The organism is Nitrincola sp. A-D6 (genome assembly GCF_000764495.1).
Taxonomy (GTDB): domain Bacteria; phylum Pseudomonadota; class Gammaproteobacteria; order Pseudomonadales; family Balneatricaceae; genus Nitrincola.
This window is the reverse complement of record NZ_JRLB01000052.1, coordinates 1-14329: the sequence shown is the minus strand read 5'-3', so window position 1 is coordinate 14329 and position 14329 is coordinate 1. Positions and strand designations below refer to the sequence as shown.

General features: G+C 51.7%; 15 protein-coding genes. 10 read left to right on the top strand and 5 right to left on the bottom strand.

All coding sequences use genetic code 11. The features are described 5' to 3' along the window. The first annotated feature begins 34 nt into the window (after positions 1 to 34). The 4 genes from acnA to LH51_RS09430 all read left to right on the top strand — a co-directional run bounded on the left by acnA (position 35) and on the right by LH51_RS09430 (position 5344). Entirely contained in the window at positions 35 to 2752 is a 2718-nt protein-coding gene (acnA, locus tag LH51_RS09445; RefSeq protein ID WP_036521839.1) for an aconitate hydratase AcnA, read from the top strand. 118 nt (positions 2753 to 2870) lie between these two features. Beyond that, complete coding sequence (locus tag LH51_RS09440) at positions 2871 to 3410, top strand: hypothetical protein (protein WP_052063629.1); 540 nt, start codon at positions 2871 to 2873, stop codon at positions 3408 to 3410. A gap of 177 nt (positions 3411 to 3587) precedes the next feature. Next, positions 3588 to 4484 carry a DMT family transporter gene (locus LH51_RS09435; protein WP_200881950.1) on the top strand — a complete coding sequence of 299 codons (897 nt, stop codon included), beginning with the start codon at positions 3588 to 3590 and terminating at the stop codon, positions 4482 to 4484. A gap of 17 nt (positions 4485 to 4501) precedes the next feature. Next, positions 4502 to 5344 carry a methylated-DNA--[protein]-cysteine S-methyltransferase gene (locus tag LH51_RS09430; RefSeq protein WP_052063628.1) on the top strand — a complete coding sequence of 281 codons (843 nt, stop codon included), beginning with the start codon at positions 4502 to 4504 and terminating at the stop codon, positions 5342 to 5344. Positions 5345 to 5365: 21 nt separating this feature from the next. Here LH51_RS09430 and LH51_RS09425 read toward each other — a convergent pair whose 3' ends face one another. Next, positions 5366 to 5980 (bottom strand): superoxide dismutase, encoded by a 615-nt coding sequence (locus LH51_RS09425; RefSeq protein ID WP_036521837.1) that lies wholly within the window; start codon positions 5978 to 5980, stop codon positions 5366 to 5368. Between the two features lie 105 nt (positions 5981 to 6085). Here LH51_RS09425 and LH51_RS09420 point away from each other — a divergent pair, with 105 nt between their 5' ends. The 6 genes from LH51_RS09420 (at position 6086) to LH51_RS09400 (ending at position 11250) form a co-directional block, all read left to right on the top strand. Beyond that, on the top strand, positions 6086 to 6538 hold the full coding sequence (locus tag LH51_RS09420; protein WP_036521835.1) for a hypothetical protein: 453 nt from the start codon (positions 6086 to 6088) through the stop codon (positions 6536 to 6538). 201 nt (positions 6539 to 6739) lie between these two features. Continuing rightward, the gene (locus LH51_RS09415) at positions 6740 to 7441 is read left to right on the top strand and encodes a response regulator transcription factor (RefSeq protein WP_036521833.1); all 702 of its coding nucleotides are present in this window, start codon (positions 6740 to 6742) and stop codon (positions 7439 to 7441) included. Between the two features lie 3 nt (positions 7442 to 7444). Continuing rightward, on the top strand, positions 7445 to 8320 hold the full coding sequence (locus tag LH51_RS22545) for a hypothetical protein (RefSeq protein ID WP_235263643.1): 876 nt from the start codon (positions 7445 to 7447) through the stop codon (positions 8318 to 8320). A 2-nt stretch (positions 8321 to 8322) separates the two neighbouring features. Beyond that, positions 8323 to 8856 carry a sensor histidine kinase gene (locus LH51_RS22540; RefSeq protein WP_235263642.1) on the top strand — a complete coding sequence of 178 codons (534 nt, stop codon included), beginning with the start codon at positions 8323 to 8325 and terminating at the stop codon, positions 8854 to 8856. 154 nt (positions 8857 to 9010) lie between these two features. Next, positions 9011 to 10165 (top strand): peptide-methionine (R)-S-oxide reductase MsrB, encoded by a 1155-nt coding sequence (gene msrB, locus LH51_RS09405; protein ID WP_036521832.1) that lies wholly within the window; start codon positions 9011 to 9013, stop codon positions 10163 to 10165. Positions 10166 to 10272: 107 nt separating this feature from the next. Beyond that, a complete protein-coding gene (locus LH51_RS09400) occupies positions 10273 to 11250 on the top strand; it encodes an NADPH:quinone reductase (RefSeq protein WP_036521830.1) in 978 nt (325 codons plus the stop codon). Between the two features lie 52 nt (positions 11251 to 11302). Here LH51_RS09400 and LH51_RS09395 read toward each other — a convergent pair whose 3' ends face one another. From LH51_RS09395 to LH51_RS09380, 4 genes are all read right to left on the bottom strand, one after another. Next, positions 11303 to 12073 carry a MetQ/NlpA family ABC transporter substrate-binding protein gene (locus tag LH51_RS09395; RefSeq protein ID WP_036521828.1) on the bottom strand — a complete coding sequence of 257 codons (771 nt, stop codon included), beginning with the start codon at positions 12071 to 12073 and terminating at the stop codon, positions 11303 to 11305. A 29-nt stretch (positions 12074 to 12102) separates the two neighbouring features. Further along, positions 12103 to 12768, bottom strand: a complete 666-nt coding sequence (locus LH51_RS09390; RefSeq protein ID WP_036521824.1) for a methionine ABC transporter permease — start codon at positions 12766 to 12768, stop codon at positions 12103 to 12105. Next, on the bottom strand, positions 12765 to 13775 hold the full coding sequence (locus LH51_RS09385) for a methionine ABC transporter ATP-binding protein (RefSeq protein ID WP_036521822.1): 1011 nt from the start codon (positions 13773 to 13775) through the stop codon (positions 12765 to 12767). The genes LH51_RS09390 and LH51_RS09385 overlap by 4 nt, the downstream gene beginning before the upstream one ends. Positions 13776 to 13877: 102 nt before the next feature. Beyond that, a partial coding sequence (locus LH51_RS09380) for a DMT family transporter (protein WP_036521819.1) occupies positions 13878 to 14329 on the bottom strand: 452 nt, incomplete at its 5' end.

Sequence of the window (14329 nt, the reverse complement as noted above, 5' to 3'; positions counted from 1 at the left end):
CGGGTCATCATGGGGAGAAAACCAAGGAGGCAACATGTCATCAGCTTATGCAAAGTCAGCCACTCTTGCGCATCAAGGCCGTTCATATCAGTACTATCCTTTTGATGCCCTGACTGACAAATTTAATCCTCACCGATTGCCTTACAGTTTAAAAATTCTGTTGGAAAATATGCTTCGCCACGCGGATCAGGACTTTGTCAGCGATGAAGACATCGAAGCGCTGGTGAACTGGCAGCCCAAAGCCGAGCCGGATAAAGAGATTGCCTTTGTGCCTGCGCGCGTGTTGTTACAGGACTTTACCGGTGTCCCCGTGATTGTGGATCTTGCTGTCATGCGCGATGCTATGCAACAACTTGGTAAGCCAGCCGATAGAATTAATCCGCTTACCCCTGTCGAGTTGGTGATAGATCACTCGGTCATGGTGGACGAATACGGTGCCGCCGATTCTTTCAGCAAAAATACTGAAATTGAGATGCAGCGTAACAAGGAGCGTTATCAGTTCCTGCGCTGGGGTCAGCAGGCCTTTGATAACTTCAAGGTGGTGCCGCCAGGTACTGGCATTGTTCACCAGGTCAATCTGGAATACCTGGCCCGGGTGACCTTTGAACGCGACGGTGTGCTGTATCCTGATACTCTGGTGGGCACTGATTCTCATACCACGATGATTAATGGTCTTGGTATTCTTGGCTGGGGAGTTGGCGGTATTGAAGCCGAGGCGGCCATGTTGGGCCAGCCCATCAGCATGCTGATCCCACAGGTGGTTGGTGTGAAGCTCAGTGGCGCCATGCCTGAAGGAATCACCGCGACGGATCTGGTGCTGACCGTTACGGAGCAGCTACGCAAGTTGGGCGTGGTGGGTAAATTTGTGGAGTTCTTCGGTCCGGGTCTGCGTCAGCTCAGCCTGGCTGACCGTGCCACTATCGCCAATATGGCACCGGAATACGGCGCGACCTGCGGTATCTTCCCGGTTGATGAAGAAACCTTGAAGTATATGCGCCTGACTGGCCGTAGCGATACACAGATCGAGCTGGTGCGCTGCTATATGCAAAAGATGGGGTTGTGGCACGATGACAACACGCCCGAGGCTGACTATTCCGATCTGTTGGAGCTGGATTTATCAGCACTGGTGCCTTCCATCGCTGGGCCAAAACGCCCGCAGGACAGAATCAGTTTGACTGATACCAAAGCTGAATTCACCCAACTGGTCGACGAGCATCAGCAAATGCAACAGCAACTGATTGCCCGGTTTGAAGGTGAGGGCGGCAGCACCGCTGTAGGCCATGATGATGTTGGTGATGCGGATAAAGTCGAGGTGAGTTATCGGGGCGAAACCTTCTCCCTGACCCATGGTGATGTGGTGATTGCGGCCATCACCAGTTGCACCAATACCTCTAATCCGGCGGTGCTGATGGCCGCTGGTCTGCTGGCACAAAATGCCCGCAAACTGGGCCTGAAAACCAAACCCTGGGTGAAGACCAGTCTGGCTCCTGGTTCGCAGGTAGTCACGGGCTATCTCAAACAGGCGGGCCTGATGGATGATCTTGAAGCGCTGGGTTTTTACCTCGTAGGTTATGGTTGTACCACCTGTATTGGTAATGCCGGCCCATTGCCCGAACCGATCAGTGCGGCAATCAAACAGGCCAATCTGCTGGTTTCTTCGGTACTCTCAGGAAACCGTAATTTTGAAGGCCGCATTCATCAGGATGTGCACACCAATTATCTGGCTTCACCGCCACTGGTGGTGGCTTATGCCCTGGCTGGTAGCATGAATATCGATTTGTACAAGGAGCCGCTGGGACAGGATATCCAAGGTAAGGATGTGTACCTGAAAGACATTTGGCCCAGTAGCGAAGCCATCCAGCAAAGTATTCATGCCCATGTGCACGCCAAAGACTTTACCGAGCGTTATGCCGATGTGTTTAAAGGCGATGCCAATTGGCGCAACCTGGATGTGGACGACTCGGACCGTTACCAGTGGCCGGATTCCAGCTATGTCCGCAAACCCCCTTTCTTTGACGGCCTTAAAGCCGAGCCTGATAAAGTATCAACAATAACAGATGCCCGCTGCCTGGTTAAAGTAGGTGACAGTATTACTACCGACCATATTTCACCAGCCGGGGCGATCAAGTCCGACAGTCCCGCCGGTGAGTACCTGCAACAGCAGGGGGTCGAACCGAAAGACTTTAATTCCTATGGTTCCAGACGCGGTAATCATGAGGTGATGATGCGTGGCACCTTTGCCAATGTCAGACTGAAGAATCTGCTGGCACCGGGAACCGAAGGTAGCGCCACCTGTTATTTTCCTGATAACAAGTCCATGTCGATCTACGCCGCGGCAATGAAGTACAAGGAGCAGGGCACGCCGCTGATCGTACTGGCAGGTAAAGAATATGGCACAGGTTCCTCCAGAGACTGGGCAGCCAAGGGTCCGGCATTATTGGGTGTGAAGTTAGTGATCGCGCGAAGCTATGAACGTATTCACCGCTCCAATCTGGTGGGTATGGGTATTTTGCCGCTGGAGTTTGTTGATGGGCAAAGCGCCGATTCGTTAGATCTTGATGGCAGTGAATACTTCTCTGTCCCTGCTGTGGAACAGGACACCAGGCGAGTGACGGTAACAGCCAAAAAAGACAGCGGCGGAGAGGTCAGTTTCGAAGCCAAAGTGCGTATCGATACGCCCAATGAGTTCCAGTACTACCAGCACGGCGGTATATTGCACTTTGTACTGCGTAAGCTGGCTCAACAAGAGTAAAAAGGTGTGCTAGCAGATCCAGGTTTAACAGTGTGTGATATCGTACAGACACAATGGATTCCATTGGACAGACTTAAATTTTATCCGTGTTGCAAAGGTCATCCTCTGGAGAAATATTATGAACGAATATCGTCACCATGTATCAGGATTTTTTGGTCATCTCGTCGAAGCTGAAAATGCACTTTCAAAGCTGGTTAATAAAGGCTTGTCCCGAGAACAAATGCATATCTTTTCAGCCGATTCCAACTCAGCTACGCCCGCGCCAGAAGGGAAGAGCGACGGCACCCTGAAGGATATAATGGTGGATGGTGCTGTCGGTACGGGTGTTGGTGCTGGTATCGGCGTGCTTGGTAGCGTAGCGCTGACAGCCACCAGCGTATCACTGTTTGTCGCTAGCCCGTTGGTTGCCCCGCTGATGTTGATTGGTTGGGGTGCGAGCTTAGGGGGATTATTAGGCGCTGCCGCTGGCACTACTACATCCACCCCAGGCGATAAAGAAGGCTGGCTTTCAGATCTGGTTGCGATGCGATCGCACAAGGCCATGTTGTATTGGTGGTCGAGACCCGAAACGAGCAGGAAACAGCTATTGCGCGTGAGATCATCAAGGATTCAGTCGGCGAACTTACAGACGCTGAGGTTGAATCACCGCAGCCGGTAAGCCAGCTACCCTAAGCCAACTTTAACAATAGAATTAGTCGATTAACTTCCTGACTGTTAAATTACACCGCAAGAATCGGAGTGTTACAGCTTTCAAATCCCCCTAAATTGAGTGCATTCAAAGAACAGAAGGAAGAATGCACATGCAAGCCGTGAATCGTTCAATGGGGCTGCTAGAGTGGTTGCTGCTGATAGCCTTGTCAGTGCTCTGGGAGGATCATTCTTTTTTGTCGAGGTTGCCGTTGATGCCTTGGGACCACTGACGATTGTTGCGTTACGCGTCGGGTTAGCCGCGGTTGCGCTCAACCTGATTGTGGTGGTCATGGGGTTGAGGATGCCGAAAGATCGTCCGGTGTGGACTGCCTTCTTTGGCATGGGTTTTCTCAATAACATGATACCTTTTAGCCTGATCGTCTGGGGTCAGATACATATCACCAGCGGTCACGCTTCGATTCTTAATGCGTCAACCCCATTTTTTACTGTGCTCGCCGCACACTACTTAACCGGTGATGAGAAGCTGACCGGAGGGCGTTTCCTTGGGGTCATGCTCGGTATCGCCGGTGTTGTAGCAATGGTAGGTACCGATGCGCTTGAGGGTATCAACACTAACACACTCGCCCAGCTTGCTGTTCTTGGCGCAGCAATCTCCTACGCTTGCGCCGGTATCTTTGGTAGGCGCTTTCGCACACTGGGGTGCCCACCTTTGGTCACAGCTACGGGGCAAGTTACAGCCTCGGCGATCGTGCTGATACCCTTAGCGCTTGTGGCTGAACAGCCTTGGCTCCAACCTCTGCCAGCCGTGGAGGTCTGGGGAGCGGTTCTTGGGCTCGCCTTGTTTTCAACGGCGCTCGCCTATATTCTTTATTTCCGTATCCTGGCGACAGCCGGTGCAACCAATCTATTGCTGGTAACTTTTCTTATCCCCATCAGTGCTATTCTGCTCGGTACAGCCGTTCTCGGTGAGCAACTTGAGCCGAAACACCTTGCTGGAATGGCACTTATTGGGCTTGGACTGGCAGCGATTGATGGACGTCCATTGGCTTTGTTGCGACGCAAGCTGGCTCACAGCGTATAAAATCGGAGGCTTTAGGGATGACAAATAACACTAAGGCATCGGTGGCACTTATCGTTCAAGCGTGCCGTCATATTGAACAGGCTGAGACCCGCCAAGCGTTGGACCAGCTTGCTGCAGAAGCCGGCTTGAGCCCCTGGTACTTTCATCGATTGTTCAAGAAGATCGTTGGGGTGACCCCGAAACAATATGCTACCCGGCAACAGACACTGCGTTTTCGGGATAGCCTGCATAGCGAAGAATCTGTCACGGCGGCAATCTACGATGCAGGCTTCAGTTCGAGTAGCCGTGCTTACGACAAAACCCGGGATCGTCTGGCTATGACACCGTCTGACTATCGCAAAGCAGCAGAAGGATTAACGATTCGTTATGCACTGGCGCCGTGTTTTCTTGGCTGGATCATCGTGGCCGTAACCGACCGCGGCATTTGTGCCATCGAGTTTGGCGACAATCCAGACAGCTTACCTGCGCTGGTACAAGCGCGTTTCCGCAAAGCACTTTTGCAAGAGGGGGGCATAGAACTCACAGCTATAATTGAGTCAGTTATTGCTTTTGTAGAAGCACCCAGCAGTGCAATTGAACTCCCTCTGGACATTCAGGGCAGCGCATTCCAGGAACGTGTCTGGAATGCGCTGCGTTCAGTCCCACCCGGCAGCACCGTAAGCTATACGGATATAGCCTGCCAGATCGGCTCTCCAAAAGCCGTGCGTGCTGTCGCACAAGCCTGTGCCGCCAATAAACTTGCGGTCGTCATACCTTGTCATCGCGTGGTACGCAGTGATGGCAATGTAAGCGGCTATCGATGGGGCGTTGAGCGCAAGCGTGCGCTGCTCTTACATGAAAAACAGCAGTCCGAAGGATGACACTCGCTAGCTTTAACCCGCTTATCCAATAGCGTCTTGGTAAAATTGTTCAACCTGCTGCCAATTCACCACATTAAAGAACGCCGCAATATACTCTGGGCGTTTGTTCTGGTATTTCAGATAGTAGGCATGTTCCCAGACATCCAATCCCAGAATGGGGATCAAATGGTCCATTAAGGGGCTATCCTGATTGGCGCTGCTGGTCACTTCGAGTTGACTGGTTTCCGGGTTCACCACCAACCAGGCCCAGCCACTGCCAAAGCGCTTCACGGCCGCATCGATGAAGCGTTGTTTAAACTGGTCATAGCTACCAAAGGCAGCATTGATCGCTGTTAGTAAACCGTCTGTTGGCGTTCCACCACCTTGAGGTGACATGACTTGCCAGAATAAGCTGTGATTGGCATGTCCGCCGCCATGGTTACGCACAGCATTCTGAATAGCTTCAGGCAGGGTGTTGCACTTACGCAGTAGTTCCTCCAGTGTATCTTGTGCGTAATCTGTATTTTCCACAGCCGCATTCAGCCCATTAACGTAAGTCTGATGATGGCGAGTGTGGTGAATTTCCATGGTCATGGTATCTATGTGCGGTTCAAGATCAGCATAGCCATAAGGCAGGGGTGGAAGGGTATATGTCATATCGCTCTCCTTTTATAATAATAAGAATTATTATTATTTGCATTCAATAAAAAAGCAACTAGTATAGGTATGAAAGTTACCCTAGAGGATTAAGGAGCCCTTCCGATGAATGCAATTGAGCAATGGAAATACCTGACACGACAAGCGAATGAGGCATTTGGCAAGCAGTGTAATGCGGTTGCTGAAACACTTTACAAACGTTCAATTCAGTTGATGCAGCAGGTACTCGAGTCACAAGATGACGTACAAAACACACATGAAAAATCAGGGATGACGGAAGTCATTTGCCTGTCGATTAGTGTGCAGAACCTGGCGGACCTTTATGCACGACAGGAACGTTGGACACGCTGTTTATCAATTCTAGAAACCTATCAGACACGTTTCAAGCAGGCCTCAGAAGCTTTGTGCGTGCCACCTAGCACAGCCCTGACATTAATTCAGGAAAGTGGTCGGTTGAGACGAGAGGGGTTGCGACATTTTGAAAATAAACAGCATCCGCTTACTGCGCCGGAGCGAACTTGGGTTGAACATTTACCCATGACAGCCAGGGTTCATTAATAGTGACAAGGTGTGTAGAAAGCTGTCGCTGCAATTCTAATCGTCTGTGATACATTTGTTATCTTTCCGCGATACACTGTTAAATACGGCGTGACTCTCCTGTGATGCTCCAGAGCGATGATGGGGTTGCAGCCTGCCAGATTGGCTGGTTGGAATCCTTAGGGAGAAATTTAGTATGAATAAGTTCACTACCAGGATGCTATGACTCGAAATGTACTGATAGTTGAAGATAACCCGGGCATTGGTGAGCTGGTGCGTATGCACGTAGCCGAACTTGGCATGAACCCCATTCTTTGTGAGCGGGGGGATACCGGTCTTGAGCGGTTTCGTGAAGGTGATATTGATCTCGTGATTCTTGATCTGATGTTGCCCGGACTGGATGGCTTGTCGGTGTGTCGTGAAATACGTTCCGGCGCAGGCTATGTACCGGTACTGATGCTGACAGCTAAAAGCTCTGAGCTGGATCGGGTCCTGGGTCTGGAAATGGGGGCGGATGATTACCTCACCAAGCCCTTCAGCGTGGCCGAGCTTGCGGCGAGGGTGAAAGCGCTGTTCCGGCGGGTGGATGCCATGGCCTCTGCGCCAGCGGTAGAAATCAGCGGTGACGAGTTGATGGTTGATGCACTGCGTATTGATCCGGTACGCCGGCGGGTGTTTGTAAGGGATCAGGAGGTGGAGCTCACGGCACGAGAGTTCGACTTGCTGTGGCATTTTGCCAGCCATCCGGGTCGGGTATTCAGTCGTGTACAGCTGCTGGATAGTGTCTGGGGTTATAACCATGAAGGCTATGAGCATACCGTCAATACCCACATCAATCGCTTGCGAGGCAAGATTGAAACCCATCCGGCTCAGCCAGAGTTTATCCAGACTGTCTGGGGGGTGGGCTATCGCTTTCGGGAATAACACATGTTGAAAACACTCTACACCCGGCTGGCTCTGGGGTTGTTTTTATTGTTACTGGCCGTTGGCCTGCTGTATACCTTTATCAGCCTCTATTCGTTACGCGAATACAGTGCGTCAGTAAATCAGGCGTTGCACAGAGATCTGGCACAGAACCTGGTATCAGACAGAAATCTGGTCAGTGAGGGGCAACTGGATCGCAGCGCGCTGGAAGAGCTGTTTGCCCTCTACATGACCATCAATCCCAGCATCGAAATATATCTGCTGGACCTGGATGGCAGTATTCTTTCTTACTCGGCTGATCCGGAAAAGATTAAACGTAAGCAGGTCTCACTGGAACCGCTTCATCGGCTGATGGAGGATATGGACCTTTATCCTGTGCTTGGCGATGATCCGCGCAGCCATGACCGACAGAAAATATTTTCCGTAACACCCGTGCCCTCAGTAGAGAACCCGGATGGCTATCTGTATGTGGTACTGCGGGGTGAAGAATACGATGCCGCCGAAACCCTGGCCCGGAGTGGCCAGATGCTGGAGTTAAGTGTTTGGGCGTTGTTGATTAGCCTGGCTGTAGTGATGGTGGCGGGGTTGGCCATTTTTCGTTTGCTGACCCGCCGTCTGACAGACCTGACCCAGTTGGTAGAGGCGTTCGAAAACAGCGATATGACCCAGAAACCACCGGTCACCTGGCGCGATAAACGTCCAGAGATACGTGACGAAATAGACTATCTGGGTGTGACCTTTGATGATATGGCTCAGCGGATTGCCACTCAGATCGAGCAATTAACAGAAAAAGATGCTCAGCGGCGTCAGTTGGTAGCTCAGGTGTCCCATGATCTGCGTACCCCCTTGGCATCCATGCAGGTTATATCGAAAGCCTGAAATTGCGACGTGATCGTCTTAGTGAGCAAGAGCAGGACCGCTTCCTGGATATCGCCCTTAAAGAAGGTCGGCGTTTAAGCCGCCTGGTAGATGAGCTGTTCGAGTTGGCCGCTCTTGAAGCCCGGGAGAAACAACCTGTGCCTGAGGCGTTTCCGCTCGCCGAACTGGTGCACGATGTGGTGCAGAAGCACGGCCAGGCCGCTCAAGAGAATCAACTGCAGCTCACTCTGAGCGGTGACCCGGATTTGCCTACAGTCTACGCAGATCTGGCCATGACCGAACGTGTGCTGGATAACCTGATCGGAAATGCCATAGCATACAGTCCCGCAGGCGGGTGTATAGAAGTGATCCTTAGTCAGGAGAGCGGCGTACCAGAGGTATGTGTGCGCGACACTGGCCCAGGTATACCAGAGCAGGATCTGCCGCATATCTTTGAACCTTCTATCGGGGGATGCCTCTGGAGCCGGACATGCCGGGCTCGGACTGGCCATAGCCCGCCGAATCATGGTGATTCAGGGCGGAGAAATCCGTGTTGAAAATCGCGCCACTGGGGGGCATCCTTCAGTATAGGCTTACCGGTATACGTGCCTGAATGATCCATCGTTATAAAAAAGTAATAAATCGGAGAACGGCCTGTGATTAATAGCAGTCAAACTGAGTAAAGTATTCACAGGACAAGAGGTTAAGGTTATGAAACGCTATCTGTTATTGATGTTCACAACGGCTGCCATAGTGCTGGCGGGATTCCAACTGAGTGCATCCAGCGATATGGATTCGAAATACGCTCCAGACGATCCTGATCTGGCTGTTGCTACTTTCGCCGGTGGTTGTTTCTGGTGCGTGGAAGAAGCCTTTGAAAAAGTGCCGGGTGTGGTAGAGGCGGTATCCGGTTACAGCGGTGGTGATGAAGTCAATCCGAACTATCAGCAGGTCGCCGGTGGAATGACTGGCCATACTGAAGCCGTACAGGTCTATTACGATCCACAGGCGATCACTTACGAAGGTCTGTTGCAGGCTCTGTGGCGCACGGCTAACCCGACGGATGCAGACGGTCAGTACGTAGACCGTGGTAAGCAATATCGTCCGGCGGTTTTTTATCATAACGAAGCAGAGAAACTGGCGGCCGAAGCCTCCGTTGCTGAACTGGAAGCATCTGGCCGCTATGATGATCCGGTGGTGATCGAAATTGTTTCTTTCAAAACCTTCTACGATGCCGAAGACTACCACCAGGATTACTACGACAAGAATCCACTGCGTTACAAGTATTATACCTTTAACTCAGGGCGCTATCAGTTTATTGAATCTGTCTGGGGCGATGCTATGGAAGTGGATTATTCCCAGTACCGTCCGCAAAACAGCAATACAGCCGGGCAGACTGATCCAGGTGTTCCTGGATTCAGTCCCGATACATTTGAGAAACCAAGTGACAATGAACTCAAAGCTCAACTGACTGAGAAGCAGTATTATGTCACTCAAGAAGATGGTACTGAGCGCGCTTTCAGCAATGAATACAATGATGAAAAACGCCCAGGTATCTATGTGGATATCGTATCCGGCGAGCCATTGTTTTCATCCCGTGACAAGTACGACTCAGGTACCGGCTGGCCCAGTTTCACTCAACCGATTAAATCGGATTGGGTAGTGGAGAAAGAGGATAGAAGCTTTTTCACTGTACGCACTGAAATCCGCAGTCGCTTCGCCGACTCGCACCTGGGACATGTATTCAGTGATGGTCCGGCTCCTACTGGCCTGCGTTACTGTATGAACTCGGCGGCGATGAGGTTTATTCCACTGGAAGAGATGGAGGCGCAGGGCTACGGTGCCTTGATTAGTGAGGTAGAATAAGGATTACTACCTGATCGATTGGAGGGAGACTCCCCACTGAATTTAAATCCTGAAAGGTCAGTATAACTGGCCTTTTTCATGTCTGAATATAACAACGGAGAGTAATCATGAGTCAGCGTATCCAGTTTTCCCAAACCGGTGATTCCAGCGTACTGGCGTTAGTGGATGTTGTCGCACGCGATCCGGGGCCGGGTGAGGTGCGGGTTCGCAACCAGGCGATTGGCCTGAATTTTATCGATATCTACTTCCGGACCGGCTTGTATCCGGCTCCATCCATGCCTTCCGGGCTGGGTACTGAAGGGGCAGGCTATGTAGAGGCTGTGGGCGAGGGCGTGACTTATCTGAAAGAAGGGGATCGGGTCGCCTATGCACAAGGGCCCTTGGGTGCCTATGCTCAGCAACACACCTTGCCAGCTGATAAGGTTATCCGGTTACCGGACTTTATCGATTTCGAAACTGCGGCAGCAAGTATGCTCAAGGGTCTGACGGTGCAGTATCTGTTGCGTCAGACGCGTGCACTGCAAGGTGGTGAAACGATTCTGTTTCATGCGGCAGCGGGTGGCGTGGGGTCGATTGCCTGCCAATGGGCCCGTGCACTGGGAGTTAAACTGATCGGCACGGTCAGCTCGGCAGAAAAAGCCGCGCTGGCGACGCAGAATGGCGCCTGGGCGACGATCAATTATTCCGAAGAGTCGGTGGTGGAAGGGGTGCGTGAGCTGACTCAGGGGGCCATGTGTGACGTTGTCTATGACTCAGTGGGTAAGGATACCTGGATCACTTCGCTGGATTGCCTCAAACCACGCTCTTTGATGGTCAGCTTCGGCAACTCATCCGGACCGGTGGATGGGGTTAACCTGGCTATTCTGAACCAAAAGGGCGCGTTGTTTGTAACCCGGCCAAGCCTGAACGGCTATGCCGATACCCGTGAGCGACTGGAGATGATGTGTGACGATTTCTTCGGCATGATCGGTAGTGGCAAAATTCACATAGACATTGCCAATCGTTATGCGCTGGCGGATGTAGGCAAAGCGCAGGATGCTTTGCAAAGCCGCAAGACCACGGGTTCAACCATTTTGATCCCCTAGCCTTGTATACAAAAAAGGGCATCTAATAGATGCCTGAGTCTTTAGCGACTATTTAGAAGGCCGGTACGACAGCGCCTTCATATTTCTCAAGGATAAACTCACGCACAGCATCCGTTTTAAGCGCCTCAATCAGCGCCTGTAAGGCAGCATTTTCAGTACTGTCTGCATGCGTCACCAGAATGTTGACATAAGGTGACTCACTGCCTTCAATTACCAGTGCATCGTCTTGCGGTGACAAGCCAGCTTCCAATGCATAGTTGGTGTTGATCAACGCCAGATCCACCTGGTTCATTACGCGTGGCAAAGTAGCAGCTTCAATTTCACGAATACGCAACTGCAGCGGGTTGTCGGCAATATCACGTGGTGTTGCGGTGATACCGGCTTCAGGTTTTAGCGTGATCAGACCTGCCGTTTGCAGCAGTAGCAGGGCGCGACCGCCATTGGTAGCATCGTTGGGAATGGCAACTTCTGCACGGCGTGGCAGTTCATCAAGCTGAGTGTGCTTGGCTGAGTAGGCACCAAAGGGTTCAACATGGATACCTGCTACGGTTACCAGCTCTGTGCCGCGAGAGGCATTAAACTCATCCAGGTAGGGCTGATGCTGGAAAAAATTAGCATCAATGCGCTTTTCTGACACTTGTACATTGGGCTGCACATAGTCAGTGAAAACACTAATCTGCAGATCTACGCCCTGTTCAGCGAGACCCGGTTTTACGAATTCCAGAATTTCAGCATGGGGCACAGCCGTAGCCGCAACACTCAGGGTTTCGGCCTGTACTGAGAAAGCCGCCAGTGCAGCAAAGGCTACAAACAGTTTTTTCATTGTTTCTCTCCATTGGTAATAAAATGCATTCACTTGCGTGAATAATGAACAACCAGACGATCTCCAAGCATTTGTAAGATCTGTACCAGTATCAATAACAGCACCACCGTCACGACCATAACATCGGTCTGGAAGCGCTGGTAACCATAACGTATCGCCAGGTCACCCAGTCCGCCTGCACCCACAACACCCGCCATGGCGGTGTAGGAAACCAGCGTAATGGCTGTTACCGTCGTTGCGGCAATAATGCCGGGGCGAGCCTCGGGCAACAGGGCGTTGATAATAATCTGACGGGTATTAGCACCCATGGCCTGAGTCGCTTCAATGATGCCGCGATCCACTTCACGCAGCGCTGTTTCAACCAGTCTGGCGAAGAAGGGCGTGGCACCGACCACCAAAGGAGGAATCGCGCCTGCAACACCTAGTGAGGTACCGGTAATCATCAGCGTCAACGGAATCATCACTATGAGTAGAATGATGAAGGGCAGGGAGCGTAGGACGTTGACGAAAAAAGACAACAGCGCATACAGCCCTTTCTGCTCAAACATCTGCTTGGGGCCGGTCATAAACAGCAGAATTCCCAGCGGCAAACCCAGCAACAGTGTAAACAGCATGGAGCCGCCCAGCATCAGCAGGGTATCCAGGGTTGCCATCCAGATGTCGTACCAGTCTACATTACTAAAAAACTGATTCATGTGCGCAGTACCTCAACGGTAACCTGGGCTGCTTGCAGCTGTTGGATCGCTGCACTGGCATCACCCCCGACCAGTGACAGGGTTAACTGTCCGTAAGGGGTATCGCGTATATGGTCGATGCGCCCGGCTAGTATGCTGTAATCGACGCCAGATTGACGTGCAATTTGGCCAAGTAGTGGCGCATAGGTGGCTTCACCCTGGAAGGTCAGGCGTACAATCCGGCCTTCGACCCGGGCAAAGTCAGTGGCCATCTCCTGTTCATCCAGCTGTTCGGCTTCATACACAAAGCGTCGTGTCGTCGGGTGTTTGGGATGCAGGAAGACGTCTGCTACCGGGCCTTGCTCTACAATGTGACCCGCATCCATCACGGCGACCTGATCACAGACGCGGCGAATGACATCCATCTCATGGGTGATCAGTACAATGGTCAGATTCAGCTCACGATTGAGTTCGTTCAGCAATTGCAGAACCTGAGCGGTGGTCTGAGGGTCCAGTGCGCTGGTGGCTTCATCACACAGCAGGATTTTCGGTTCTGTGGCCAGGGCTCTGGCGATGCCAACACGTTGTTTTTGCCCACCGGATAATTGCGCCGGATATTTTTGTGCATGATCGCTGAGACCGACACGCTTGAGCAGTATCGCTACGCGTTCACGAATCTGTGCACTTGAATGCTCACCAGCCAGTTTTAATGGCATGGAAACATTATCGGCGACTGTTTTGGATGCCAGTAAATTGAAATGCTGGAAGATCATGCCCATCCCTTGGCGAAAGCGTCTGAGGCCCTTGGCATCCAGTGCAGTCACATCTTCGTTGGCTACGAGAATACGGCCGCCACTGGGCTCTTCCAGACGGTTTATCAGACGCAACAGAGTACTTTTACCGGCTCCGGAGTGGCCGATAAGTCCGAAAATCTGCCCCTGCGGGATATGCAGGTTGCAGGTTTCCAGCGCCGTAATCTCGCGCCCACTGACTTTGTAAGTCTTGTGCACACGTTCAAATTGGATCACTGAGGGTTAACCTTGTGGCTGTATGCCTTTAAGTAATAAAAAATTAAATTGATATGCGATTATAGCACGTTGCTTTTTATTTTAAACAAGCAGCGTAGAAAATTAACACTGGTTACGTGCTGGGCGACGTAACAGAAAACGCCAGCGACTAACCAACAGGGCACTAAAGATCAGGCCGCAACCGATCAGTTGTAGCCCGGTCATGCGCTCCGCGTACAGCAGCATTCCAATCAGACTGGCCCATACCGGTTCCAACGTCATGATAACCGCCGCATGGCTGGCACTCGCCATGCCCTGAGCTTTGACCTGCAGGAAAAAACGCAGGCAAGTACCGATCACAATACTGGCAATCAACCAGCCAAGTAATGAGCTGTTGAGATTGACCGCTTCAGCTTCTAACAGGGCTGACATGGCAAGCGCCACCAAGCCGGTCATACTGAGCTGTATGGCGGTGAGCGGCAGAGGCGCAATCCGTACAGCGTAACGGCTGTTCAGGTTGAAATGCAGTGACAGCATCAGTGCGGCAGCGAGAAAAAACAGATCTGAGACTGACA

Bases quoted from the DNA above. Each gene is read 5' to 3' on its own strand.
- acnA (WP_036521839.1), top strand. From the start codon at position 35: ATGTCATCAGCTTATGCAAAGTCAGCCACTCTTGCGCATCAAGGCCGT.
- LH51_RS09440 (WP_052063629.1), top strand. From the start codon at position 2,871: ATGAACGAATATCGTCACCATGTATCAGGATTTTTTGGTCATCTCGTC.
- LH51_RS09430 (WP_052063628.1), top strand. From the start codon at position 4,502: ATGACAAATAACACTAAGGCATCGGTGGCACTTATCGTTCAAGCGTGC.
- LH51_RS09425 (WP_036521837.1), bottom strand. From the start codon at position 5,980: ATGACATATACCCTTCCACCCCTGCCTTATGGCTATGCTGATCTTGAA.
- LH51_RS09420 (WP_036521835.1), top strand. From the start codon at position 6,086: ATGAATGCAATTGAGCAATGGAAATACCTGACACGACAAGCGAATGAG.
- LH51_RS09415 (WP_036521833.1), top strand. From the start codon at position 6,740: ATGACTCGAAATGTACTGATAGTTGAAGATAACCCGGGCATTGGTGAG.
- LH51_RS22545 (WP_235263643.1), top strand. From the start codon at position 7,445: ATGTTGAAAACACTCTACACCCGGCTGGCTCTGGGGTTGTTTTTATTG.
- msrB (WP_036521832.1), top strand. From the start codon at position 9,011: ATGAAACGCTATCTGTTATTGATGTTCACAACGGCTGCCATAGTGCTG.
- LH51_RS09400 (WP_036521830.1), top strand. From the start codon at position 10,273: ATGAGTCAGCGTATCCAGTTTTCCCAAACCGGTGATTCCAGCGTACTG.
- LH51_RS09395 (WP_036521828.1), bottom strand. From the start codon at position 12,073: ATGAAAAAACTGTTTGTAGCCTTTGCTGCACTGGCGGCTTTCTCAGTA.
- LH51_RS09390 (WP_036521824.1), bottom strand. From the start codon at position 12,768: ATGAATCAGTTTTTTAGTAATGTAGACTGGTACGACATCTGGATGGCA.